28 protein-coding genes are annotated in these 21,574 nt (G+C 69.0%); 12 read left to right on the plus strand and 16 right to left on the minus strand.

Features of this window, described 5'->3' with window-relative positions:
- The first annotated feature begins 2 nt into the window (after nucleotides 1-2).
- Nucleotides 3-785 carry a metallophosphoesterase gene (locus NDI65_RS01940; protein ID WP_310893310.1) on the plus strand — a complete coding sequence of 261 codons (783 nt, stop codon included), beginning with the start codon at nucleotides 3-5 and terminating at the stop codon, nucleotides 783-785.
- Nucleotides 786-837: 52 nt separating this feature from the next.
- Here the strand turns inward: NDI65_RS01940 and NDI65_RS01945 are convergent, their stop codons facing one another.
- Nucleotides 838-1,128, minus strand: coding sequence for a hypothetical protein (locus NDI65_RS01945; RefSeq protein ID WP_007273854.1), 291 nt, complete (start codon nucleotides 1,126-1,128; stop codon nucleotides 838-840).
- A complete protein-coding gene (locus NDI65_RS01950; protein ID WP_089778123.1) occupies nucleotides 1,125-1,403 on the minus strand; it encodes a hypothetical protein in 279 nt (92 codons plus the stop codon). Before NDI65_RS01950 ends, NDI65_RS01945 begins: the two co-directional genes overlap by 4 nt.
- Before the next feature lie 90 nt (nucleotides 1,404-1,493).
- On the opposite strand from NDI65_RS01950, the gene NDI65_RS01955 reads away from it, so the two are divergent.
- On the plus strand, nucleotides 1,494-4,334 hold the full coding sequence (locus tag NDI65_RS01955) for a DEAD/DEAH box helicase (RefSeq protein WP_310893314.1): 2,841 nt from the start codon (nucleotides 1,494-1,496) through the stop codon (nucleotides 4,332-4,334).
- A 24-nt stretch (nucleotides 4,335-4,358) separates the two neighbouring features.
- Here the strand turns inward: NDI65_RS01955 and NDI65_RS01960 are convergent, their stop codons facing one another.
- Together NDI65_RS01960 and NDI65_RS01965 are read right to left on the minus strand one after the other, a co-directional pair.
- Entirely contained in the window at nucleotides 4,359-4,748 is a 390-nt protein-coding gene (locus tag NDI65_RS01960) for a hypothetical protein (protein WP_007273857.1), read from the minus strand.
- A 91-nt stretch (nucleotides 4,749-4,839) separates the two neighbouring features.
- Nucleotides 4,840-5,241, minus strand: coding sequence for a winged helix-turn-helix domain-containing protein (locus NDI65_RS01965; protein ID WP_089778127.1), 402 nt, complete (start codon nucleotides 5,239-5,241; stop codon nucleotides 4,840-4,842).
- 98 nt (nucleotides 5,242-5,339) lie between these two features.
- Between NDI65_RS01965 and NDI65_RS01970 the strand changes: the two genes are divergently transcribed.
- Nucleotides 5,340-5,960, plus strand: coding sequence for a hypothetical protein (locus NDI65_RS01970; RefSeq protein ID WP_089778128.1), 621 nt, complete (start codon nucleotides 5,340-5,342; stop codon nucleotides 5,958-5,960).
- A 75-nt stretch (nucleotides 5,961-6,035) separates the two neighbouring features.
- Entirely contained in the window at nucleotides 6,036-6,776 is a 741-nt protein-coding gene (locus NDI65_RS01975) for a class I SAM-dependent methyltransferase (RefSeq protein WP_089778131.1), read from the plus strand.
- Between the two features lie 58 nt (nucleotides 6,777-6,834).
- Here the strand turns inward: NDI65_RS01975 and NDI65_RS01980 are convergent, their stop codons facing one another.
- Together NDI65_RS01980 and NDI65_RS01985 are read right to left on the minus strand one after the other, a co-directional pair.
- The gene (locus tag NDI65_RS01980) at nucleotides 6,835-7,152 is read right to left on the minus strand and encodes a hypothetical protein (protein WP_089778133.1); all 318 of its coding nucleotides are present in this window, start codon (nucleotides 7,150-7,152) and stop codon (nucleotides 6,835-6,837) included.
- Between the two features lie 102 nt (nucleotides 7,153-7,254).
- Nucleotides 7,255-9,480: a CDC48 family AAA ATPase gene (locus NDI65_RS01985; RefSeq protein WP_089778135.1), complete on the minus strand. Its 2,226-nt coding sequence runs from the start codon at nucleotides 9,478-9,480 to the stop codon at nucleotides 7,255-7,257.
- Nucleotides 9,481-9,558: 78 nt separating this feature from the next.
- Between NDI65_RS01985 and NDI65_RS01990 the strand changes: the two genes are divergently transcribed.
- The gene (locus NDI65_RS01990) at nucleotides 9,559-9,693 is read left to right on the plus strand and encodes a hypothetical protein (protein ID WP_255516588.1); all 135 of its coding nucleotides are present in this window, start codon (nucleotides 9,559-9,561) and stop codon (nucleotides 9,691-9,693) included.
- A 49-nt stretch (nucleotides 9,694-9,742) separates the two neighbouring features.
- Here NDI65_RS01990 and NDI65_RS01995 read toward each other — a convergent pair whose 3' ends face one another.
- Both NDI65_RS01995 and NDI65_RS02000 read right to left on the minus strand, forming a co-directional pair.
- The gene (locus tag NDI65_RS01995) at nucleotides 9,743-9,979 is read right to left on the minus strand and encodes a hypothetical protein (RefSeq protein ID WP_089778137.1); all 237 of its coding nucleotides are present in this window, start codon (nucleotides 9,977-9,979) and stop codon (nucleotides 9,743-9,745) included.
- Nucleotides 9,979-10,407 carry a DUF5796 family protein gene (locus NDI65_RS02000; protein WP_089778139.1) on the minus strand — a complete coding sequence of 143 codons (429 nt, stop codon included), beginning with the start codon at nucleotides 10,405-10,407 and terminating at the stop codon, nucleotides 9,979-9,981. The genes NDI65_RS01995 and NDI65_RS02000 overlap by 1 nt, the downstream gene beginning before the upstream one ends.
- A gap of 158 nt (nucleotides 10,408-10,565) precedes the next feature.
- On the opposite strand from NDI65_RS02000, the gene NDI65_RS02005 reads away from it, so the two are divergent.
- Nucleotides 10,566-11,435, plus strand: a complete 870-nt coding sequence (locus tag NDI65_RS02005) for a shikimate kinase (RefSeq protein ID WP_089778142.1) — start codon at nucleotides 10,566-10,568, stop codon at nucleotides 11,433-11,435.
- Nucleotides 11,432-11,740 (plus strand): chorismate mutase, encoded by a 309-nt coding sequence (locus NDI65_RS02010; RefSeq protein ID WP_007273613.1) that lies wholly within the window; start codon nucleotides 11,432-11,434, stop codon nucleotides 11,738-11,740. Before NDI65_RS02005 ends, NDI65_RS02010 begins: the two co-directional genes overlap by 4 nt.
- Before the next feature lie 111 nt (nucleotides 11,741-11,851).
- Here the strand turns inward: NDI65_RS02010 and NDI65_RS02015 are convergent, their stop codons facing one another.
- Together NDI65_RS02015 and NDI65_RS02020 are read right to left on the minus strand one after the other, a co-directional pair.
- Nucleotides 11,852-12,853, minus strand: coding sequence for a bile acid:sodium symporter (locus NDI65_RS02015; protein WP_089778143.1), 1,002 nt, complete (start codon nucleotides 12,851-12,853; stop codon nucleotides 11,852-11,854).
- Nucleotides 12,854-13,005: 152 nt separating this feature from the next.
- Nucleotides 13,006-13,392, minus strand: a complete 387-nt coding sequence (locus tag NDI65_RS02020; RefSeq protein WP_004968090.1) for a CopG family ribbon-helix-helix protein — start codon at nucleotides 13,390-13,392, stop codon at nucleotides 13,006-13,008.
- A gap of 107 nt (nucleotides 13,393-13,499) precedes the next feature.
- Here NDI65_RS02020 and NDI65_RS02025 point away from each other — a divergent pair, with 107 nt between their 5' ends.
- The 3 genes from NDI65_RS02025 to NDI65_RS02035 all read left to right on the plus strand — a co-directional run bounded on the left by NDI65_RS02025 (nucleotide 13,500) and on the right by NDI65_RS02035 (nucleotide 15,646).
- Complete coding sequence (locus tag NDI65_RS02025) at nucleotides 13,500-14,357, plus strand: hypothetical protein (protein WP_310893325.1); 858 nt, start codon at nucleotides 13,500-13,502, stop codon at nucleotides 14,355-14,357.
- A gap of 196 nt (nucleotides 14,358-14,553) precedes the next feature.
- Nucleotides 14,554-15,120, plus strand: coding sequence for a LysE family transporter (locus tag NDI65_RS02030; RefSeq protein WP_244878217.1), 567 nt, complete (start codon nucleotides 14,554-14,556; stop codon nucleotides 15,118-15,120).
- Nucleotides 15,121-15,220: 100 nt separating this feature from the next.
- Nucleotides 15,221-15,646 carry an OsmC family protein gene (locus tag NDI65_RS02035; RefSeq protein ID WP_089778149.1) on the plus strand — a complete coding sequence of 142 codons (426 nt, stop codon included), beginning with the start codon at nucleotides 15,221-15,223 and terminating at the stop codon, nucleotides 15,644-15,646.
- A 56-nt stretch (nucleotides 15,647-15,702) separates the two neighbouring features.
- Here the strand turns inward: NDI65_RS02035 and NDI65_RS02040 are convergent, their stop codons facing one another.
- Nucleotides 15,703-16,509 (minus strand): AAC(3) family N-acetyltransferase, encoded by an 807-nt coding sequence (locus tag NDI65_RS02040; RefSeq protein ID WP_089778151.1) that lies wholly within the window; start codon nucleotides 16,507-16,509, stop codon nucleotides 15,703-15,705.
- 84 nt (nucleotides 16,510-16,593) lie between these two features.
- Between NDI65_RS02040 and NDI65_RS02045 the strand changes: the two genes are divergently transcribed.
- Complete coding sequence (locus NDI65_RS02045; protein ID WP_193310931.1) at nucleotides 16,594-16,845, plus strand: hypothetical protein; 252 nt, start codon at nucleotides 16,594-16,596, stop codon at nucleotides 16,843-16,845.
- Nucleotides 16,846-16,847: 2 nt separating this feature from the next.
- On the opposite strand, the gene NDI65_RS02050 is transcribed toward NDI65_RS02045, so the two are convergent.
- From NDI65_RS02050 to NDI65_RS02070, 5 genes are all read right to left on the minus strand, one after another.
- Complete coding sequence (locus NDI65_RS02050; protein ID WP_089778155.1) at nucleotides 16,848-17,072, minus strand: hypothetical protein; 225 nt, start codon at nucleotides 17,070-17,072, stop codon at nucleotides 16,848-16,850.
- Nucleotides 17,073-17,190: 118 nt separating this feature from the next.
- Entirely contained in the window at nucleotides 17,191-17,319 is a 129-nt protein-coding gene (locus tag NDI65_RS02055) for a hypothetical protein (RefSeq protein WP_264371805.1), read from the minus strand.
- Nucleotides 17,320-17,373: 54 nt separating this feature from the next.
- Nucleotides 17,374-18,165 carry a 5'/3'-nucleotidase SurE gene (gene surE, locus NDI65_RS02060; RefSeq protein ID WP_089778157.1) on the minus strand — a complete coding sequence of 264 codons (792 nt, stop codon included), beginning with the start codon at nucleotides 18,163-18,165 and terminating at the stop codon, nucleotides 17,374-17,376.
- A gap of 93 nt (nucleotides 18,166-18,258) precedes the next feature.
- On the minus strand, nucleotides 18,259-19,662 hold the full coding sequence (locus NDI65_RS02065; RefSeq protein WP_310893451.1) for a class I SAM-dependent methyltransferase: 1,404 nt from the start codon (nucleotides 19,660-19,662) through the stop codon (nucleotides 18,259-18,261).
- 87 nt (nucleotides 19,663-19,749) lie between these two features.
- The gene (locus NDI65_RS02070; RefSeq protein WP_310893328.1) at nucleotides 19,750-20,556 is read right to left on the minus strand and encodes a prephenate dehydrogenase/arogenate dehydrogenase family protein; all 807 of its coding nucleotides are present in this window, start codon (nucleotides 20,554-20,556) and stop codon (nucleotides 19,750-19,752) included.
- Between the two features lie 145 nt (nucleotides 20,557-20,701).
- On the opposite strand from NDI65_RS02070, the gene NDI65_RS02075 reads away from it, so the two are divergent.
- Nucleotides 20,702-21,547: an NAD(P)-dependent oxidoreductase gene (locus tag NDI65_RS02075; RefSeq protein ID WP_310893329.1), complete on the plus strand. Its 846-nt coding sequence runs from the start codon at nucleotides 20,702-20,704 to the stop codon at nucleotides 21,545-21,547.
- The last annotated feature ends 27 nt before the right edge of the window (nucleotides 21,548-21,574 follow it).

A 21,574-nucleotide genomic window follows, 5' to 3' on the forward strand; every position in this document is an offset into this window, starting at 1 on the left:
CCGTGTCCGGACCGCTCGTCGAACCGATTCCCGGTCATCCCGCCGCGGTGGCGGAGACGAGCAGACGCGGGTTCCCCGAGCGCTCGCTCGTCGTCGCCGACTACCACGCCGGCATCGAGGCCGGCCTGCGGTACGAACGCGGGGTGGAACTCCCGTCGAAGGCCGCGGTCCGCCGCGAGCGCCTGCTGTCGCTTCTCGACCGGACCGACGCCGACCGACTGGTCGTCCTCGGCGACCTCGGCCACCGCATCGGCGACCAGAAGGGAGACGAGGCCGAGGAACTGCGCGCCCTCGCGGCCGCCGTGGCCGACCGCGCGGAACTGACGGTCGTCCCCGGCAACCACGACGGCGGCCTCGCGGACTTCTTCGGCGACGACGTGGAGGTGACCGACCCCGCTGGCGTCCGCCTCGGCGACGTGGGCTTCTGCCACGGCCACACGTGGCCCTCGCGGGAGGTGCTCGCCGCCGACGTGGTCTGTTCGGCCCACGAACACCCGGCGGTCAGGCTGGAAGACGAGGTCGGCGGCGCGCGGAAAGAGCGCGTCTGGCTCCGCGGCTCCCTCGCGCCCGCGGTGTTCGCGGAACACTACGAGGTCGCCCCCGCGGAGGTGGCGCGAGCAGACGCCGAACTCGTGGTGTTCCCGGCGTTCAACGACACCTCGGGCGGGACGTGGGTCAACGTCGCCGGACAGGGCTTTCTCTCGCCGTTCCTGCCCGACGGCCTCGCGAACGGGGAGGCCTACCTGCTCGACGGGACGCGGCTGGGCGACTACCGGAACGTCTGAGTAGCAGGGGCGGTGGTCGCGGTCGCCGCAGTCGCCGGGATGGCCTCGGTCGTCAGAACAGCCCCGAGCCGAAACCGAACGTGAGAGTGCCGAGAACGAACACGGCGACGGCGGCCACGCGGGCGAGTCGTTGCCAGCCGGTCCACTCGCGGAAGAACTCCGGGACGCCTTTTTTTCGTTCCTGCACGGCGTAGCCGACGAACCAGAGGGTCGAAAGCACCAGCACCGCCGCGAAGACCAGTTGCCACGCCGCGAGGTCGCCCCACTGATTGCCGAGAACGATGAAGAGGTTCCCGGCGGTGAAGCCCGCCTGCGACAGCCAAAAGGACCGCTCGGGCGTCACGTCACCACCGAGTACAGTTGGAGCGCGACGCCGAACGCGTAGAGCGCCGCGCCGACGATGACGAGGTAGACGAGCGGGCCCCAGTCCGACGGGACTCGGGCGCGTTCGGGGTCGCGGAGGGCGACGACCGACGCGTAGCCGACTGCGAGCACGCCCGCGGTCGCCGCCGCCGTGTTGATGCCCACGTCTCCCGCGAAAACGTCGAGCGCGATGTCGATGGCGGCACAGAGACCGAAGACGAGGAACGCGGACCAGTAGACTCGTTTCGGGGACACGCCCGAAATTGATTCGTGTGCGACATGAATCTCCCGGTGGGGACCGCCCCGAGCGGTGCGCTTAATCGCCTCGAACCGCTAGCTGGGGCGATGCCAGACGGCGAGGCCGCCGCCGGAATGGACGCCTTCGCGACGCTCTCGTCGCCCGTTCGGAACGCGCTCTCGGAGCGCGGATTCACGACGCCGACAGAGCCCCAGCGCCGGGCGATTCCCCCGCTTTCGGACGGGAAACACGGTCTCATCATCGCGCCCACGGGCACCGGCAAGACGGAGACGGCGATGCTCCCGGTCTTCTCGGCCATCGCCGACGCCGAGGACCGATTCGGGATTTCGGCGCTCTACATCACCCCGCTTCGGGCGCTGAACCGGGACATGCGCGAGCGGCTCGACTGGTGGGGCGAACGGCTCGACATCGACATCGACGTTCGCCACGGCGACACCACGCAGTACCAGCGCCAAAAGCAGGCCAACGACCCGCCGGACGTGTTGGTGACGACGCCCGAGACGCTACAGGCGATGCTCACGGGGAAGAAGCTCAGAACGGCGCTTTCGGACGTGCACCACGTCGTCGTCGACGAGGTCCACGAACTCGCGTCGGCCAAGCGCGGCGCGCAGTTGACAATCGGGCTGGAGCGGCTCCGCGAGTTGGCCGGGTCGTTCCAGCGAATCGGCCTCTCGGCGACGGTCGGGTCGCCCGACGAGGTCGGGAAGTTCCTGACCGGTGACCGCCCGTTCGAGGTCATCGAGGTGGACGTGGACAACCGCGTCGAGTTCGAAGTCGTCCGCCCCGAGGTGACGAACGAGGACGAGGCGCTGGCCGGGAAACTCGCCACCGACCCCGAGATAGCGAGCCACGTCCGGACGATTCGGGACATCGTCCGCGACCACGAGTCGGTGCTCGTCTTCGTCAACACCAGACAGACCGCGGAGGCGCTCGGCTCGCGGTTCAAGGCGCTCGGCGACCCCATCGAGGTCCACCACGGCTCGCTGTCGAAGGACGTTCGCATCGACGTGGAAGACCGCTTCAAGGCCGGCGAGCTGGACGCGCTCATCTGCACGTCGTCGATGGAACTCGGTATCGACGTGGGTCGGGTGGACCACGTCGTCCAGTACAACAGCCCCCGCGAGGTGTCGCGGCTCCTCCAGCGGGTCGGTCGCGCGGGCCACCGCTTGGGCGTCGTCTCCCGCGGGACCGTCGTCACCGACCACCCCGACGACACGCTCGAAGCGCTCGCCATCGCCCGGCGGGCCGTCTCCGGCGAGGTCGAACCCGCCCGCGTCCACCACGGGAGCCTCGACACCGTCGCCAACCAAATCGTCGGCGTCGTCATGGATTACGGCGACGTGTCGGCCCGCCGCGCCTACGAGATTATCACGCGGGCGTACCCCTTCCGCGACCTCGCCGAGGACGACTTCCGCGCCGTCGTCCGCGAGCTTTCGGGGAACCGCCTCCTCTGGCTCGACGAGGACAAGGACCTCCTCGAGAAGTCCGGCGGCACGTGGCAGTACTTCTACGCCAACCTCTCGATGATTCCCGACGAGGAGACCTACGACGTCCACGACATCTCCTCGCGCCGGCAGATCGGGACGCTCGACGAGAAGTTCGTCCTCAACTTCGCCGCGCCGGGCGCGACGTTCATCCAGCGCGGCGAGATGTGGCGCGTCAACGACGTGGACGACGAGGAGGCGCGGGTGAACGTCTCGCCCATCGAGGACCCCGGCGGCGAGGTGCCGTCGTGGGTCGGCTCGGAGATTCCGGTCCCCGCGCCGGTCGCCGGCGAGGTGGGCGAACTCCGCGACGTGGCCGCGCCGCAGTTCGAGTCCGGGGCCGACCGCGAGGCCGTCGCCCGCGACGTCGCCATGCGCTACCCGACAGACGAGGCCACGGTCCGGTCGGCGCTCGGCCCCATCGAGAAACAGGTTGAGGCCGGCGCGCCGATTCCGACCGCGAACCGGCTCGTCCTCGAAGGCTCGCCCCGGAAGGTGACGCTGAACTCGCCGTACGGCCACCGGGTGAACGAGACCCTCGGGCGGCTCCTGTCGGCGCTCATCGGCCAGCGGACCGGCTCCTCGGTCGGCATGGAGGTCGACCCCTACCGCGTCGAGTTCGACGTGCCCGGAAAGGTCCGCCCGACGACGTTCGCCGAGGTGCTCCGCGAGACCGACCCCGACCACGTCGAGGCCCTGCTCGAACTCGCGCTCAAGCGGTCGGACTCGCTGAAGTTCACGCTCGCGCAGGTGGCCGCGAAGTTCGGCGCGCTCAAGCGCTATCAGGGCAAGGGCCGCTTCGGCGGCGACCGCCTCCTCGCCGCGTTGGAGGACACGCCCGTCTACGACGAGGCCGTCCGCGAGGTGTTCCACACCGACCTCGCCGTCGAGGAGACCGTCGAACTGCTCCGCCGCCTCCGCGACGGCGACGCGGAACTCGCCGTCGCCCGCGAACCGACCGCCATCGGCACCGGCGGCCGCGGGTCGGGCACCGACCTGCTCGTCCCCGAGAACGCCGACGCCAGCGTCATCGAGACGGTTCGGGACCGGATTCAGAACGACCGCGTGCTGTTGGCGTGTCTCCACTGCAAGGACTGGACCCGCAAGACGAAGGTCAAACGCGTCCGCGAGCCGGTGGAGTGCCCCGAGTGCGGCGCGACCCGCGTCGCCGCGCTCAACCCGTGGGACGACGAGACGGTGAAAGCGGTCCGCGCGCCGGAGAAAGACGACGAACAGGAGCGACTGACGAAGCGGGCGTACCGCTCGGCGAGTCTGGTGCAGGCCCACGGCAAGCGGGCGGTCGTCGCGCTCGCGGCCCGCGGGGTCGGCCCGCACAACGCCGCGCGCATCATCAACAAGCTCCGCGATGACGAGGACGACTTCTACCGCGACATCCTCGAACGGGAGCGCGAGTACGCCCGGACCCAGTCGTTCTGGGACTGACGGGGTCGGTTCCGGGCCCGACGCTTACTCCTCGATGGCCCACTCGTCGAGAATCTCGGTCGTCGCGGCCGCCAGCGCCTCGAAGTCCTGCATCGAGATGCCGTCGGTCGTGACGAAGACGCCGAAGTCCTCGACGGTGATTCGGACGAGATAGCCGTTTTCGAACACGCGAATCGTGTACTCGTAGTCGCCGAGTTCGGACCCGCGGTAGGCGTCCTGTGTCATCTTGAAGTCGTGCCACTCGTTGCCGATAAAGGAGTTCAGGTCGGCCTCCTGTTCGAGGTCCTCGCGGAGGTACACCTGCACGTAGTCGAAGCGACTGAAGTACGTGAGCGAGCGGAGGCTGTCGCCGACGGCCGTGCGGCAGACGGTGACGAGCTTTTCCTGTGCTTCCTCGGGGAGGAGATTGGACATCGCTTCAGCCTGTGCGAGCGAGCGCCAAATAGGCGGCGGCTTCGGCAGTCACGGGGCGAGAACTAAGACGCGGCGACCGCCCGAGACGCCGCTACTCCGACGCGTAGGCGTCCCGGTAGTCGCGCTCGCGCCGGATGAGCTCCTCGACGCCGTGTTCGAGGATGTCGGAGCCGAGCGACGTGGCGCGGTAGTACGAAAACAGCCCGTCGTCGTCGGCTTTCGTCCGCTTTCGCTTCTCGACCAAGCCGGCGTCGACGAGCTTGTTGAGGTGGTAGTGGAGCGTGTTCGCCGGCACGCCGAGCGCCTCGGCCAACGCCTTCGGGCTCCGCTCGCCGAAGTGGACCAGTCGGTACAGCAGGGTGAACCGCGTCCGGTCGCCGAGTGCGGCCTGCATGTCGAGGTACTCGTCCAGCGTGAGGACGCTCGTCGGCGGCAGCAACTCGGCGGGGTCCTCGGGCAGCCCGTCCGAATCGACCGGGTCGTTCGTCGCCATCTCGGTTCGAGAGACGCGGCGCGGCGGTTTAACAGTTCTTGAGTCGAACTCCACTGAAAAATCCTGATTTTATATACTCTCGCGCGGTACCTGTGCCCATGACGGACGCCATCTCGCGCGACGAGATACGAGCGGCGCTCGGGCGGACGACCTACGACCGGTTTCTCGTCTACGTGATGGGTCCGTACAAATCGTTCAACCTCAACTACGTCCTCTCGGAGGAGGAGCTCGCCGCCATCGACATCGAGGACCTCCCCGGTCCGATTCGGAAGCTGTTCGCCGCGCGGGACGAGGTCGACGACGCGCTCGCGCTCCTCCGGCGCGTGCAGGGAACGCTCCGCGCCGACCCGGGCGTGAACGCCTTTCTCGCCGTCGACGCGGACCTCAGCACCGACGAGGTGGACGCCGCGACGCAGTCGCTCGCGTTCGCCGAGGCGAGCAACGCGACCGTGTTCGTCCTGCCGTTTCTCGGCCACAACTTCGGCGTCGGCGAGGAGGCGGGGTCGATACTCGAACGGCTCTCAGAGACCCACGGGGACAGAATCGTCTTCGTCCACGAAGACAGCGTCACGAGCGAGATGATTCGCGCGGCGCGCGCCCGCTGGGACCTCCGCGTCGAGACCTACGACACCGAGGCGGAGCTTCACAAGCGCGTCCGACTGTTCGTCGCGGACGTGATGAACCGCGAACTACACGGCGACCTCGACCGGCTGGACTGACGCCCGTTGTCCCTATCGATTGCTATCGTTGAGCACATTAAATATAATTTACACGAGGGCGACGAACGACTCGTCATGCCCGACGACGCCCTCGGACTGGCGATGTTGGACCGGGTTCGCGGCTGTCTGCGCGCCCCCTGTGTCTACCGCGACGGCGACGACGCGGGAGCCGCCGCCGGCGACGCGCACGTCTACGAGAACTACCTCGTCCCGTCCGAGCGGTGGCCCGCCGCGAAGCGCGAGTTCGTCGATTCCCTCCGAACCCCGCTCCTCGACGTGGGGTGCGGCGCGGGCCAGCACGCCCTCGCCGCACAGGAGCGCGGCGAAGTCGTCGCCTTCGACGTGAGTCCGAACGCGGTTCGCGCGGCCCGCGAGCGCGGCGTCGAGGCGGCTGTCGTCGGCGACATGTTCGACTCACCGGTCGAACCGAGCGAGTCGGAGTCGTCGGCCGGCGGCTTCGAGACGGTGCTCGCCAACGGGACGCAGGTCGGACTCGCGGGGTCGCTGGACCGACTCGCCGACCTGCTCGCGTCGTTTGCCGCCCTCGCCTCGTCGTCCGGCGAAGTCGTCGTCGACTCGTACGACCCGGCGCGCATCGACACCGAGCGCTTTTTCGGCTACCGGTCGGACCCGCGAGAGGGCGTCGCCCGGCGGTCGTTCCGCGTCGAGTACGGCGACCTCCGCGGGCCGATGCTCGACTTCCTTCTCGTCTCGCCCGCTCGGCTCCGAGCGGTCGCCGCCGAGGCGGGCCTCGACGTGCGCGAGGTGACCGTGCCGAACCCCGAGTCGAGTTACTACCGAGCGCGACTGGCGTGAGCCGGGGCGGTCGCGGCGGCGCGTCGGAAGCGGAGCCGTCGGCGTCGCCTCCCGACTCCTACTCCCAGCGGTTGGTCGCCTCGTTGCGCCGCGGGAGGAACGGAAGCAAGAGCGCGACGGCGAAGACGATGCCCGCGATGGCGAGGTACTCGGACGTCCCGACGACGAGCGCGACGAGCGAGAACACTGAGGCCTCGCCGTCGGCGACGGCCGATATCGCGGCCGCGTCGTTGTTCAACAACACGAGGAACATGAACATCGCCTCGGCGAACGCGACTCGAAGGCCGGCTTTCGTCACCCACCACGTCGCGGAGAGCGGACCGCCGGTGAGCGCGTCCCACTCCCGCCGGACCTTCCGCCGCCACGCCGCGTTCACGACACACCTCTGTTGCGAGTGAACATGGAACACAGTACGCGGCGAAACGAGATAATCTCGCAGGTGTCGTCGATGGAGGTCCGCTCCGGCGTTCGCCGCCCGTCAGACCTGCGTCGGCGAGACCGATTCCAGCGCCGCCTCGAAGTGCGCGCGAGTGATGCGCACCTCGTCGGCGTGGCTGTTCGCCTCGGTGCCCTCGTAGGCGTCGGCCACGTCCTGAATCGCCCGGAGGGCGGCCTCGCGGCAGACCGCGGCCACGTCGGCCCCGGTGTAGCCGTCCATGTGGGCGGCCACGTCGCCGAGGTCCACGTCGGTTCCGAGCGGCTTGTCGCGGACGTGCACGTCGAGGATGGCGCGGCGCGCCTCGATGTCGGGGGCGGGGACCTCGACGTGGGTCTCCAGCCGACCGGGGCGGAGGAGCGCGGGGTCGAGCGCGTCCCGGCGGTTCGTCGCCGCGAGGACGACGAGGTTCGGGTTGTCGGCGGCGTTGTCCATCTCCGTCAGGAGTTGGGAGACGACGCGCTCGGTGACGCCCGAGTCCGACCCGGCGCTGTCGCGGTCGGTGGCGATGGCGTCTATCTCGTCGAAGAAGACGATGCTCGGGGCGGCCTGTCGGGCGCGGTCGAACACCTCGCGGACGGACTTCTCGGACTCGCCGACGTAGCGGTCGAGCAGTTCCGGGCCGGCGACGTGGATGAAGTTGACGCCGCTTTCGGCCGCGATGGCGCGGGCGAGCATCGTCTTGCCGGTCCCCGGCGGGCCGTGGAGGAGCACGCCGGTCGGCGGGTCGGTCGACGCCGCCTCGAACAGCGGCGCGTAGGTCAGCGGCCACGTCACCGCGCGTTCGAGCGTCCGCTTCACGTCGTCGAGGCCGCCGACGCCCTCGAAGCCCTCGGTCGGCTGTTCGGCGACGTACTCGCGCATCGCCGAGGGTTCGACCGTCGCCATCGCGGACTCGAAGTCGGCGCGCGTGACGGTCATGTCCGCGACGGCGACCCGGTTGTCGCCGCCCTCGCTTCCGCTTCCGCCTCCACTTCCACCGCCACCCTCGCGGCGGACGCGCCGGAGGGCGGTCATCGCGGCCTCCTTCGCCAGCGATTCGAGGTCCGCGCCGACGAAGCCGTGGGTTCGGGAGGCCAATCGACCGATGTCAACGTCCTCGGCGAGGGGCATCCGACGGGTGTGCACGTCGAGAATCTCGCGGCGGCCCGTCTCGTTCGGGACGCCGATTTCGATTTCGCGGTCGAAGCGGCCGCCGCGGCGGAGCGCCGGGTCGAGGCTGTCGACGCGGTTGGTCGCGCCGATGACGACCACGTCGCCGCGGGCGTCGAGGCCGTCCATGAGCGACAGCAGTTGGCCGACGACGCGGTTTTCGAGGTCGCCGCCGTCGTCGCGCTTCGACGCGATGGAGTCGATTTCGTCGAAGAAGATGATGGCCGGCGCGTTCTCGCGGGCCGACTGGAACACCTCGCGCAGTTTCTCCTCGGACTCGCCTTTGTACTTCGAGAGCACCTCCGGCCCGGAAATCGTGGTGAAACTCGCGTCGACCTCGTTGGCGACGGCCTTGGCGATGAGGGTCTTCCCCGTGCCCGGCGGGCCGTGCAGGAGGACGCCTTTCGGCGGCTCGATGCCGAGGTGCGCGAACACCTCGGGTTCGGACAGCGGGAGCTCTATCATCTCGCGGACGAGGTCGAGTTCGTCGTCGAGGCCGCCGATGTCCTCGTAGGTGACGCCCGTCGCCCGGCCGCGGCTCGCGCCGTCGCCGTCGTCGCCGCCGGTCACGCTCTTGACGGCGTCGCGGACCGTCTCGCTCGCGCCCTTCGAACTGCTCGCCGTCACGGAGACGCTCGTCGCGTCGGTGACGCGGACCACGCCCTCCGGGGCGGTCTCGCTGACGACGAGGGCCGCGCCGCCGAGTCGCTCGACGCGGACGCGGTCGCCGGCGCGCAGCGGGCGGTTCCGAAGCTCCGCCTTCACGACCTCCTCGATGGTCTCGCGGTCGACGCTGGTCCGCTCGAAGGCGCTGGGGCCGGCGAGCGTCACCGACCGCGCGTCCTCGACGTCGATTTTCCTGACGCGGACGCTGTCGCCGATTTTCACGCCGGCGTTGGCCCGCGTGTCGGCGTCGACGAGCATCTCGCCGGCCGGCGCGCCGGGGCGGGCGGGCCACATCTTGGCGACCGTCTCTCGGGAGCCCTCGATGACGACCGTCTCGCCGCTGAGCACGCCGAGTTCTCGGCGGGCGGCCTCGGGAAGGCGGGCGATGCCGCGGCCCGCGTCGCGTTTCTCCGCGGCGCGGACGACGAGCGTCACCCCATCTTCAGACATGCCACCCAGTTCGCCCGCTCGACCCTTGAGGGTTCGCCCGGAGTAACCGTTTTCCCGGACGGCGCGGTAACAGTACGCATGGTCGCCACGACGGAGAAAGACGGCGCGACGTGGTACCGATGCGAAGAGTGCGGGATGCTGTTCGACGTGGAGTCCGACGCCGAGGCCCACGAGGAGAACTGCGACACGGACAGCCCGTCGTACTTGCAGTAGCGGGGGTGCGGAAGCGGGAGCGTCGACGGCGACGCGGCGAGCGCGACGGCTACGCCGGGTCGTGTTCTTCCGCGAGTCGCTCGGCGTGGTCCAGCGAGGTCGCGCGCTCCCAGCGGACGCGCGCTGCGTCGCCGTAGGCGAGCGCCTCCTTCAGTTCGTCGCGGAGGACGCCGACGCCGCGGCCGACGAGGTCGCCGTCGGCGTCGCCGAGTTCGTAGTAGCCGTAGGCTTCCGGGGCTTTGCCGACGGTCCGCTTTTCCAGCGGCTCCCAGCGCTTTCGGAGCATCACTCGGCGACGAACTCGTAGGAGTCTTCGCCCCAGTCGTCCTCGACGAAGACGAACACGCGGCCGCGGGCGACCTCCGGGTCGGCCTCGATTTCGAAGCGGTGGCCGGGCACCCGCCGGACGAGGACGCCGGGGAACAACTCCTCTTCTTCGTCCTCACCGAGGATGACGCGGCCGACGCCGCTCGATTCGAGCACGTCGTCGTGGCTCGTGAGGTCGTTGACGTACATCATGACGCCCTCCGTCTCGGTGGGGTCGGTGACGAGGACGTGGACCTCCTTGCCGGGGGCGGTGGCGAGCGTGCCCGTGACCGCTTCGGGGACGCCCCGGTAGACCGTGGTTCGGTTGTCGAGGTACTCCACTTCGACGCCGTAGTCGTGGAGTTCGACGCCGAGCGTGCTCGGGGCGATGTCGTTGCGGGCGCTCATGGCCCACCGTTGCTTCGGGGACGGCAAAAACGTCGCGTCTCGGGACGGCTCGCGCCCCGCGTCGCTCCCGCCGCCGCGCTATCGTCTCGCCGCCGCCCCTCCGGGCGAAAACGGCACGGACCGCCACACATAACACGGTGTGCCGACCTCCCGGAAGTATGCACGGCCGAGCCACCGCCCTCGGGGCGGGCACCGTCTTGAACGCCCTGGCGACGGCGACCGGCTCCGCGTTCGCCATCGACGCGGAGACCACCGCGTCGGTCGAACTGGACGACTCCGGCGACGTCCGCGGGAGCATCGCGGAGGCCCCGGACGCCGACACGCGACTCATCGAGCGCTGCGTCGAACTCGCCGTCGAGGCGTTCGGCGACGGCGAGGGCGGCACCGTCGAGACCGAAAGCGACCTGCCGATGGCCGCCGGCCTCAAGAGTTCGAGCGCCGCGGCCAACGCGACGGTGCTGGCGACGCTCTCGGCGCTCGGCCGCTCGGTCGGCCCCGGCCCGGACGCCGATATCACCCGGCTCGACGCCTGCCGGATGGGCGTCCGCGCCGCCCGCGAGGTCGGCGTCACCGCCACCGGCGCGTTCGACGACGCCGCGGCCTCGATGGTCGGCGGCGTCGTCGTCACCGACAACACCGGGGACGACCTCCTCGCCCGCGACGAGGTCGACTGGGACGTGCTCGTGTGGACGCCGCCGGAGCGCGCCTACAGCGCCGACGCCGACGTGAGTCGCTGCGAGAACGTCGCCCCGATGGCCGACCTCGTCGCCGACCTCGCGCTCGAAGGCCGCTACGCCGAGGCGATGACCGTCAACGGCCTCGCCTTCTCGGCCGCGCTCGACTTCCCGACCGACCCCGCCGTCGAGGCGATGCCCATCGCCGACGGCGTCTCGCTGTCCGGGACCGGCCCGAGCGTCGTCGCCGTCGGCGACCGCGCCGACCTCGAACGCGTCGAGGAACTGTGGGACGCCCGCGAGGGCGAGACCCGACTGACGACCACCCGAACCGACGGAGCACGAATCCAATGACAGACGACACCCCAGACGCCGCCGAACCGTTTCAGGACATGTCCCTCGACGAACTCCGCGAGGAGATAGAGGATATCGACCGCGGCATCGTCGAACTCATCGCCCGCCGGACCTACGTCGCCGACACGGTGGCGAAGGTCAAAGCCGAGAAGGACCTGCCGACGACCGACGAATCGCAGGAAGAGCGCGTGATGGAGCGCGCCGGGAAGAACGCGGCCCACTTCGAGGTGGATTCGAACCTCGTGAAGGCTATCTTCCGACTGCTCATCGAGATGAACAAGGCCGAGCAGCGACAGAATCGGTAGCCGAGTTCGGGAATTCTAAGACCGCACATCGGAGTTCCGTTAGTTGGCCCTTCTTTGGGCAGTCGTTCTGTTGTTCCTCGGTCGTTCGCGAGGACACGGTTCCCATAGACCTCACTCGCGAGTCACCAGTTCGGGAAGTGAGATTCGCTTCGGCGAGTCCGGGACGAGCCACGCCGGGACGACTCGCGTGAGAGTGACCATCCCGACCAGTTCGACGAGCGTCTGCGTCACGACGACCGCGGGTGCCAGTCGGTAACCCGCCGGAAGCGCAAGTGCAAGTGGCAGGACGACCAGCGAGTTACGGGTGACCGACGTGAACACGAGCGCCCTACCCTCCCCGGCATCCATCTGCAAGACTCCCGCCGCGAGTCGTCCGAGTATCGGCATGACGACGAGGAAGGCGACGTACACCGGGATGACGACTGCAATCTGCTCAATCGAACTCTGCACCCGGGGGAGCTGTGACGCGATGACGACGAACAACGTCGCGCCCATCATCGGAACCGGTAACCACCCCATCGTCTCCTGCCACGTGTCACCTCTCGACGACCGTTCCGCCCACGCTTCGGTGAGCCACGCGAGCGTCAACGGGAGCGCGATGAGCACCAGGAACGCCTCGACGAACGGCCCCGGTTCGATGACCGCTGCGACCGTCGAGCCCATGAACAGCCACAGGTACAGCGGGAGCAACAACAGTTGGACGAGCATCAGGGCCGGGGTCGTCGCTGTAATCTGCTCGGCGTCGCCGTCTGCGAGTTCGGTGAAGGTGATTACGTAGTCGATACACGGCGTCAGAAGCACCATGAGCGCACCCACGAGGATGACTGGTCGCTGGGGAAGGAACCGAGTGAGTCCCCAGGCGACGACGGGGACGACCAAGAAGTTCATACCCAGCGCCGCCGCGACAAACCGCCCGTTCCGAAACGCGCGACGGAGTCGAACGAACGGAATTTCGAGGAACGTGACGTAGAGCAGGGCGGCCAGCACCGGGTCGATGAGCGACTCGGAGAGCGGGGCCGAGTCCGGAAGGTAGACGCCGACTCCGACGGCCAAGAGAACGAAGGCTACATAGACGGCAACTTGATGCCGTTGGAGCCACCGCTTGGAGTTCATCTACTGGCTGATTCGTTAGTCGCCGGTAAACCACCGTCGCTCCCCCGTGTCAGACAGGAAGCGGCGAAGTAGACGGAATCTGTCACACCAAGTGAGGGCTTGACAGGCCGAACGGCGGCAGCATCGGTAGCTCGGCGCGCCGCGACGCCGCGTCACTCGCGGATGACCATCACCTTCACCCGCCGGACCGCGTCGAAGTCGCGGAGCCGATAGGTCAGCGCCCGGACGCGCTCGGCGGGGCCGCGGCAGAACAGCGATTCGAGACACCACTCGCCCTGATGGGTGTGGCTCGTGTTGAGGATGACGTCCTGAAACTCGTGTTGCGCCCCGTGAAGCTCCCGTATCACGTCGTGGTGGCGGTAGTCGAAGCCGACGAGCGCGACGACCTCGCCGGAGACGTCTTCGAGCCGGGCGTGGGACTCGACGAACTCCCGCATGGCCTCTCGGACCGCCCGCGACCGGTTTTCGATGCCCTCGTCGCGCCACGCCCGGTCGAACTCCGCGACCAGTTCGTCGGGGATGTTGAAACTCGTCCGCATCACCTCCAACTGGCGCGTACAGCTACAAGAGTCCCCGTTATGACGATACCCTCGATTCGGTATTAACAACCCCTATACCTCTCGTTTTCCACGGCTACGGTAAGCACATGGCCTCGAACGAACTGCTCGGACTCGTCGCTGGCGCGGTACTCCTCGGAGCCGTCCACGGCGTCGAACCGGGTCACGGCTGGCCCGTCGCCGCGTCGTACGCGCTCGACCAAGCGAACAAGTGGGCCTACGGGTTCGCGGCGAGTCTCATCCTCGGGGTCGGCCACCTCGTCAGCAGTATCGCGATGGTGGGCGCGTTCTTCTACGCGAAGTCGTACTTCGACCTCACGCAGGTCAACGAGCCGATTACGACACTCGGCGGCGTCCAAATCGGCGGCCCGGTCAGTCTCGTCGCCGGCGTCTTGCTCATCGCGCTCGGCGTCCGCGAGTATACTCACGGACACGCTCACGGGACTCACGGGCACGACGACGGCCACGGGAGTCACAGTCACGGAGGTGGCCATGAAGGTGGTCACGACCACGAGCACTCACACGATGACGGCCATAGCCACTCACACGACCACGACGGACATAGCCACGACCGCGACAGCGGACTGTTCGCTCGCCTGATGGGTTTCGTTCCCTTCGTCGGCGGACGCTCCCACTCGCACGACACCCCCGACGACGCCGCGGAGCGCGGCCTCCTCGGCATCGCGTGGTTCGCGTTCGTCCTCGGGTTCGCCCACGAAGAGGAGTTCGAGATAATCGCGCTCTGCGCCGGGTCGAACTACTGCCTCGAACTGATGGGCGCGTACGCTATCACCGTCATCGTCGGCATCGTCGGCCTGACGATGGTGCTGATTGCGGGCTACCAGCACTACGAGGACGAAGTGGAGAAGTACACCCCGTACCTCCCGGCGTTCTCGGCGGCCGTGTTGGTGCTGATGGGTATCGGCTTCATCACGGGCCTGTTCTAATCGGTTCCGGCCCGCCGGAACCGACGCCGGTTGCCCCGGCGGGCCGCTCAGGGCAGGCGATAGAGCTATCACCCGGTGACGCATCGACTCGGTCACGAGGTGATGTCTATTAACCACCACAATCGGAATCCTCGTCCGCGGACTCGTTCTCGGCGTCTCGATAGCCGCGCCGGTCGGTCCAATCGGCGTCCTGTGCATCCAGCGAACGCTTTCTAAGGGCCGCCGTTCGGGCTTCGTCAGCGGACTCGGAGCGGCGTCCGCGGACGCGGTCTACGGGGCCATCGCGGGGTTCGGCCTCGCCGCGCTCTCGTCGGTCCTGCTCGGCCACCGCAACGGAATCGCCCTCGCCGGCGGGACGATTCTCCTGTACGTCGGCATCCAGTCGATTCGGGGCGACCCGGCGTCGGTCGAGTCGGCTCCGACGACCGAGCGGTCGGCCGTCGTGTCACCCGACTCGAACGCCCGGTCGCTCGCGGCCGACTTCGGGTCGACGTTCCTCCTGACGCTGACGAACCCGGTGACGATACTGGCGTTCGTCGGCATCTTCGCCGGTTTGGGCGTCGGCGTCTCGGGCGACTACCTCGGGGCGGCGGTCCTCGTCGCGGGCGTCTTCGCCGGGTCGGCGCTCTGGTGGTTCGTCCTGAGCGCCGCCGTCGACCGCGTCCGGGAGCGGGTCACCCCGGCGGTCCTCCGGCGGGTGAACCAACTCGCGGGCGTCGTCATCGTCGGGTTCGGCGTCGCGGCGCTCTGGAGCGGCCTGTAGCGCGTCGCCCCGGGACCTCCGCGTACCGCCGGTCCCGGTCCCCTCGAACGCTCCGTTCGCCGTCACCTCCATATCGCTCGCGACCGTAGGTGTGCGTGGCATGCCCACGCACAAAGCGGAGACGACGTGGACCGGTGGCAAAGACGGGAGCGGCGAGTTCTCGACCGAAAGCGGGACCGTCGAGGGGACGTTCACGTTCCCGACGCGGTTCGAGGACGAACTCGGGTCGAACCCCGAGGAGCTCATCGGCGCGGCTCACTCCGGCTGTTTCTCGATGCAGTTGACCGCGTTCCTCGAAGGCGAGGGCTACGCGCCGACGAGTCTCCACACCGCGGCCGACGTGCACCTCGACCCGGCGGACGGCGGCGGCTTCGAAATCTCGCGCATCGACCTGACGCTCGACGCCGACGTGCCCGACATCGACGAGGAGACGTTTGCCGAACTCGCCCAGCGCGCCAAGGAGAGCTGCCCGGTGTCGAAGGCGCTCGCCGGGCCGGAAATCACGCTGACCGCGACGCTCGCCTGACCGCGCGTCGCCCGCCGTTTTTCGTGATTCGACCGAATCGGCCGCAGCACCCCGAGTCAGCGGTTCGACTCGAACCAGTCTTCGGCGAAGTCGACCAGCGCGGGCTGGTCGAGGAGCGTCGCCGTCGCGGCCGCGACCGACCCTGCTGTCGCGCCGACGGTCGTCTCGAACGCCTCGCCGACGGCCTCGAAGTCGTCGGTCCTGACCTCGATGTCGTCGTACTCGACGACGACGCGCTCGCCGTCTCGGAGAAGCGGCGCGTGCTCGGTCGTCCGCGTCTTTTCGAAGTCCGCGCGGTGCTCGGCGAGGTGGAGCGAGGTGTCGTTTCCGTGGCCGACGCCGAGCAGGAGCACGTCGCCGCCGCGGTCGTACACCCGCGCCAGCGGCGACCCGTCGCCGAGGCCGTAGTCCAGTTCGTGGTCGGCGACGATGTCCTCGGCGGCCGCGCCCCACGCCGCGAAGGAGACCGTCGGGTGCTCGCTGCGGACGGCGCCGGGGTAGTTGCGGAAGCACTCGGGTATCGCGCCCATCCCGCGGGTCGGCGTCACCTCGGGACGGAACGGCGGCATCGACTCGCCGATGATATCGACCCAGTCGTCGGGGACCGGGGGGTTCTCCCACGCCGACGGGTCGGTGTACTGGCCCGTGTGGGTCGGCATGACCAGCGTCCCGTCGTCGGTCAGCACCGTCTGGAGGGCGTCCACGACCGCCTGCGGGCCGCCGGCGACCCAGCCGAGCGAACTGAGCGACGAGTGGACGAGGAGGGTGTCGCCGGCCGCGACGCCGAGCGCGCGGAGGTCCGCGGCGAGCGACTCGACGGTTCCGGGTTCGTCCACGCGCTCGATGGCGTCTGCTTCGGACATATTCGTTCGTCGGCCGGCCCGGGATTCAAGCTTTGGTGTCGGCAAACCGAAAGGACCACCTTCGCCCCCGGCGACGCGTTCGACATGTCACGCGTCTCCGCCCGCGACGCCCTCCGCTACGCGACCGAAGACGACGCACTCGTCCTCTTTGCCGTCATCGTCGGCGGCTGGGTGTTGCTGACTATCGGCACTTTCGCCCTCGCGGGCTACGGCTTCGGCATGATGTTCGTCCTCGGAATCCTCGCCTCGCTCGCTGGGGCGCTCGCGGTGTTCGCCAGCGTCGTCGGCCTCGCGTACAAACTGCTGGTCGACAGTCGACGGGCGGCGTCGGAATAACGTCAGTTCACGCCCCGAGAGAAGCCGACGTAGGTCACGTAACAGAGCCCACCCATCACGAGAAAGACGAACTGGTAGCCGGTGTTCGAGACGATGTCGACGACCGACTGCGCCGGTCGAAGCAGTTTCAGCCACAGCAGCATGCCCACACCGAGCATCGCCACGAGCCAGAGACCTCCCAAGAGCGGCCGCTGTTTCAGATACTCGTTGAGGTCGTCCCGGTTCATGTCATCTAACAGATGGCTCGCCGGTGAAAAGACTACGATGGCTTTCGGGCTGTCGGGTGCGAGATAGCCCGCGAAGTGTCGATGGGTCGCTCCGTTCGCAAGGCCCGGACTCGCGGCCTCAGAAGAACTGCTCGAACAGCCGTCCGAGGAGGAGGATGACGAGCGGGAGGCTGAACAGCACCGCGATAGTGACGAGAAAGCCGGTGACGCTTCCCGACTCGGCGGCGGCTTGGAGAAGCAGGGTCATCGGTCTCGTCGGCGTTTCAGGCCCCTCGGATATACGCTTTGTTGCCCGCTTCGCTCACTCCAGATACGTCTCGGCGAGCGCGTCCAGCGCCTCGTGTCGGTGGGTCGTGTGCGGCGCGGTCAGCGGCGAGACCGACACGCGGCCCTCGACGACGGCCCGGCGGTCGGTGCCGTCGGGGTCCGGAATGTCGCCGGCTTCCATCCGCTCCCAGACGCGGTCGTGGAGTTTCACGGTGCCGTTTTCGAACTCCGCGGTCATGTCGTACAGCTCGGAAGGAACCGTCACCTGCATGTCCGCCGGGTCGCCGCTGGGGTCGCGCATGGGCGCGTTGACGTTGAGGTAGTCGCACTGGTCGAAGACGCCGGCCGGCTCGGCGTGTTTGACGAGGTACGACGCGGCGTGGGTCGCCTCGCGGAAGTCCCGCGGGTCGGTCGCCTTCTCGTGCCACGGCAGGTCGCCGCCCGCGGGGACGTACAGCGAGAGGGCGATGGCGGGCACGTCGAAGAACGCGGCCTCGACGGCGGCGCTGACGGTCCCCGACCGGCCGAGGACGTACGCGCCGATGTTGGCTCCCTTGTTGATGCCGGAGACGACCATGTCCACGTCGGGACACAGCGCCTCCAACCCGGCGACCGTGCAGTCGGCGGGCGTCCCCTCCAGCGCGTAGCCGAGTTCGTGCTCGGAGACGACCGCGTCGGTGGACATCTTCCGGCCGACCGCGCTCTGGTCCGTCGCGGGCGCGACCGCGGTCACGTCGGCGAACTCCGAGAGGGCGTCGTAGAGCGCGCGGAAGCCGACGCTCTCGATACCGTCGTCGTTCGTGAGGAGGATGCTGGGTTCGCTCATGGTCCGACTCGGGACGGAGGCCGCAAAAAGCCACCCGTCGGACGGGGCGTGACCGGGGCGACGAGGCCGACGGCGGCGGCCGACGCGGTCCGCTCAGGCCACGCGGTCGACGAGCGTCTCGTCGTCGACGACGAGGTTGTACGCCTCTTCGTCGTCGTTCCAGAGCGCGAGGGCGTTCTCGAAGACGAGCACGTCGCCGTAGTCGGCGTCGGCCAAATCGGCGTTCAGAACGGTGTCGCGCGTGCGGACGGCGTAGTGGTCGACCGCCTCGCTCCCGTCGCCGATTTTGAACACCTGATTGTTCCCCTCCGAGAGGTCGTGGCTCAGTTTGACCGCGAGCAGGTCGATGCGGTTCGTGACGTGGCGCTCCATCTCGGCCATCTTGGCGAACCGCGCGGGGTTCCCGCGAACGTCGAGGCGGCGCTCGCCGTCGGTCCGGAGGACGCTGTAGGAGTACTGCACGTCCACGTTGACGAAGGTGCCTTCGTCCTCGTCGCCGTCGCGGCCCTCGTCGAGGCGTCGCTGGAACCCCGGCACGTCGAGGTCGGGCTTCACGTCGAACGACCACCCGCGGTCCGAGGGCGCGTAGCCGTCCCAGAGGCGGAGCGTCGGCGAGTACACCGTCACGTCGCCGTCGGCCGGCGCGACCTCGCGTTCGACCTCGCGGAGGCCGATGCTCGTGTTCCGGTCGGCTGGCGCGATGGCGACGATTGCGCCGTCGTCGGCGAGGGCGTCGAGGTACTTCTCGACGACCGCGGCGGGGGCGTCGAGTTCGCTCAGGACGCTGGCGAAGAGGACGACGTCGTACTCGCCGTCGGGGTCGAACGCTTCTGCGGTCTCGCGGTGGACGGTCGTCCGGAAGTTCCGGCGCGTCTCGCCGAGCATCCGGTCGAGCACGTCGGCGGAGGCGCTCGGCTCGACCGCGTGGTAGTCGACGACCGAATCGTCGGGGAGGTAGTCGTGGAGGCCGAGCGCGGGGCCGCCCGTCCCGGCACCCACGTCGAGCACGCGGGGGTTTCGCGGGAGCAGGCTCCGCTCGGCGAGGTCCGACAGGACGTAGCCGACGGCGGCGTAGTAGTCCGGGAGATGGTAAATCGCGTAGCCGAGCGCGGCGTCCTCGTCGTACTCGACGGGGTTGCCCCGGTAGTAGTCCTCCTTCAGTTGGCGGACGCGCTCCCGGAGGCGGTCGCCCGACTCGCCGACGTGCCAGTTCGCGCCGTAGCGCCCGATGAGCAGGTCTTCGAGGGCGAAGGAGTAGTCGTCGGGGAAGGCCGCGGGCGACCAGTTCCGAAACGGCGCGGGGTCGTCGTTCGCGGGGACGAACGTGCCGTCCTCGCGCTCGAACAGGCCGAGGTCGTGGGCCTCCTCGCGGAGCGTCTGTTTCACCACGGCGGGGTGCGGCGCGCCCTCGATGTAGTCGGCTATCTCGTCGGGGTCGATGGGGCGGACGTTTCTGAGGTACTTCGCGTTGTCGCGGACGGCGTCTCTGTCTATCATCGGTGGGCTGTGGAGCGAGTCGCCGTCGCCCGCGCGGGAGGTGTCGACCCGCCGCGGGTCGTCGGCGTCGGCGTCTCCCTTCACTCGTCACTCGACAGGGTCGTGCTTGTCGGTCTGGTCGCGGTCGTCGGCGCTCGCTCGGGTCGAGTCGATTGGCGCGTCGTCGCCGCGGGAGACGCGCCGGTAGAGGTCGGCGAACGCCTCGTCGTCGGCCGCCGCGAGTTCGCGGGCCGCGTCGGCGACGCGGTCGGTCCCCTCGCCGAACGAAGATTGAATGTCCGCGTACACGCGCGGGGTACCGCCGGACACGGAGGCGACGAGTTCGTCGAGCGCGGCCGAAATCGGCGTGGCGAACTCCTCGCGCACGTCGTCGGCGGCGAGGCCGAACGAGAGGACCGCGGCGTGGGCGGCCGCCTGCACCGTCTCCATCGCGGCGTCGTGTTCCTCGGGCGTCGTCTCGAAGACGCGGTTGCCGGCCGCGTCGAGGTCGGCGAGCAGGGCGTCGGTGTACGCGCCCGGTTCGTCTGCGACGGCGGCGACGTTGCCGGGGGCGTTGTGCGGGGCGAAAAGCGGGTGGAGGCTGAGGCGCTCGCGGTCCGGGAGGTGGTCGCGCATCGCCGCCACCGGTGGTCCCATCGCGCCGGTCACGTCGCACATCGCGGCGTCCGCGCGGCGGGCGTTGTCGGCGACGGCGTCGGCGGCGAGGCGCATCGGGACCGCGAGACAGACCACGTCGAACCGCTCGTCGCCGTCCAGCGGGACCGCCCGGCCGCCCAGCGCGTCCGCTGTGGCGACCGCTTTCTCGGGGGCCGCGTCGGCGAACGCGAGGTCGGCGTCGACGGTGCGGCCGAACCAGCGTCCCATTGCGCCCGCGCCGACGATGAGCACGTCCATCGGTACGGGTGTGGAGGTGCGGCGGGCAAAAGGGAATCGGTGGCGGCGGGTGTGGCGAGACGGCCGTCCGCGCCCGACCCGCAAACCCCGTTCAACGGACACCCGGTGTCCGAACCGTCAAGTGGTCGTTAGCCGATAGGAAACCATGGCATTCGATGATGTGGATTTCGAGGGTCGGACGGCCTTCATCACGGGAACCAGTCGCGGTATCGGGAAGGCCATCGCGCTCGACTTGGCCGACCGAGGCGCGAACGTCGTCTCGACGGGCAAGACCGTCGACGGGCGCGAGGACCTCCCCGGGACCATCGTCGAGACGACGGAGGAGATTCGCGAACGCGGCGGCGACTCCATCTGGTGTCAACTCGACGTGCGCGACGACGACTCGGTGCGGACGGCCATCGACGAGACGGTCGACGCCTTCGGCGGCATCGACTTCGTCGTCAACAACGCGGGCGCGATTCACATCGCCGGCTTCGAGGACACGCCGCCGAAGCGGTTCGACCTCCTCATGGACGTGAACGCCCGCGGGGCCTACGCGACCACGCACGCCGCGCTCCCGCACCTCCGCGAGAGCGACCGCGCCCACGTCGTCACCTTCTCCCCGCCGATGCCCGCCCGCCCCGCGCCGGGCAAAGTGGCCTACGCGCTCTCGAAGTACGGCATGACGTTCATCGCGCAGTCGCTGGCGGGCGAACTCGCCGCCGACGACATCGGCGTGAACGCGCTGTGGCCGGTCGCCGCCATCGAGTCCGAGGCGACGCGACACTTCGGGATGGGCACGCCCGAGGACTGGCGCACCCCGCAGATAATGTGCGACGCCGTCGCCGAACTGTTCTCGCGCGACCCGACCGACTGCACCGGCAACGCGTTCTACGACGAGGAACTGCTGTCCGAGGCGGGCGTCGACGACTTCTCTTCGTACGCCGTCGTCGAGGGGAGCGACCCCGGCCCGATGTCGGCCCGGCTGTTCGACCCCGACTACGAGCGATGACGCGCCCCGGTTATCGGCGCTGAGACT

Origin of the sequence: Haloferax sp. S2CR25 (assembly GCF_031624535.1) — an archaeon.
Classification (GTDB): Archaea; Halobacteriota; Halobacteria; order Halobacteriales; family Haloferacaceae; genus Haloferax; species Haloferax massiliensis.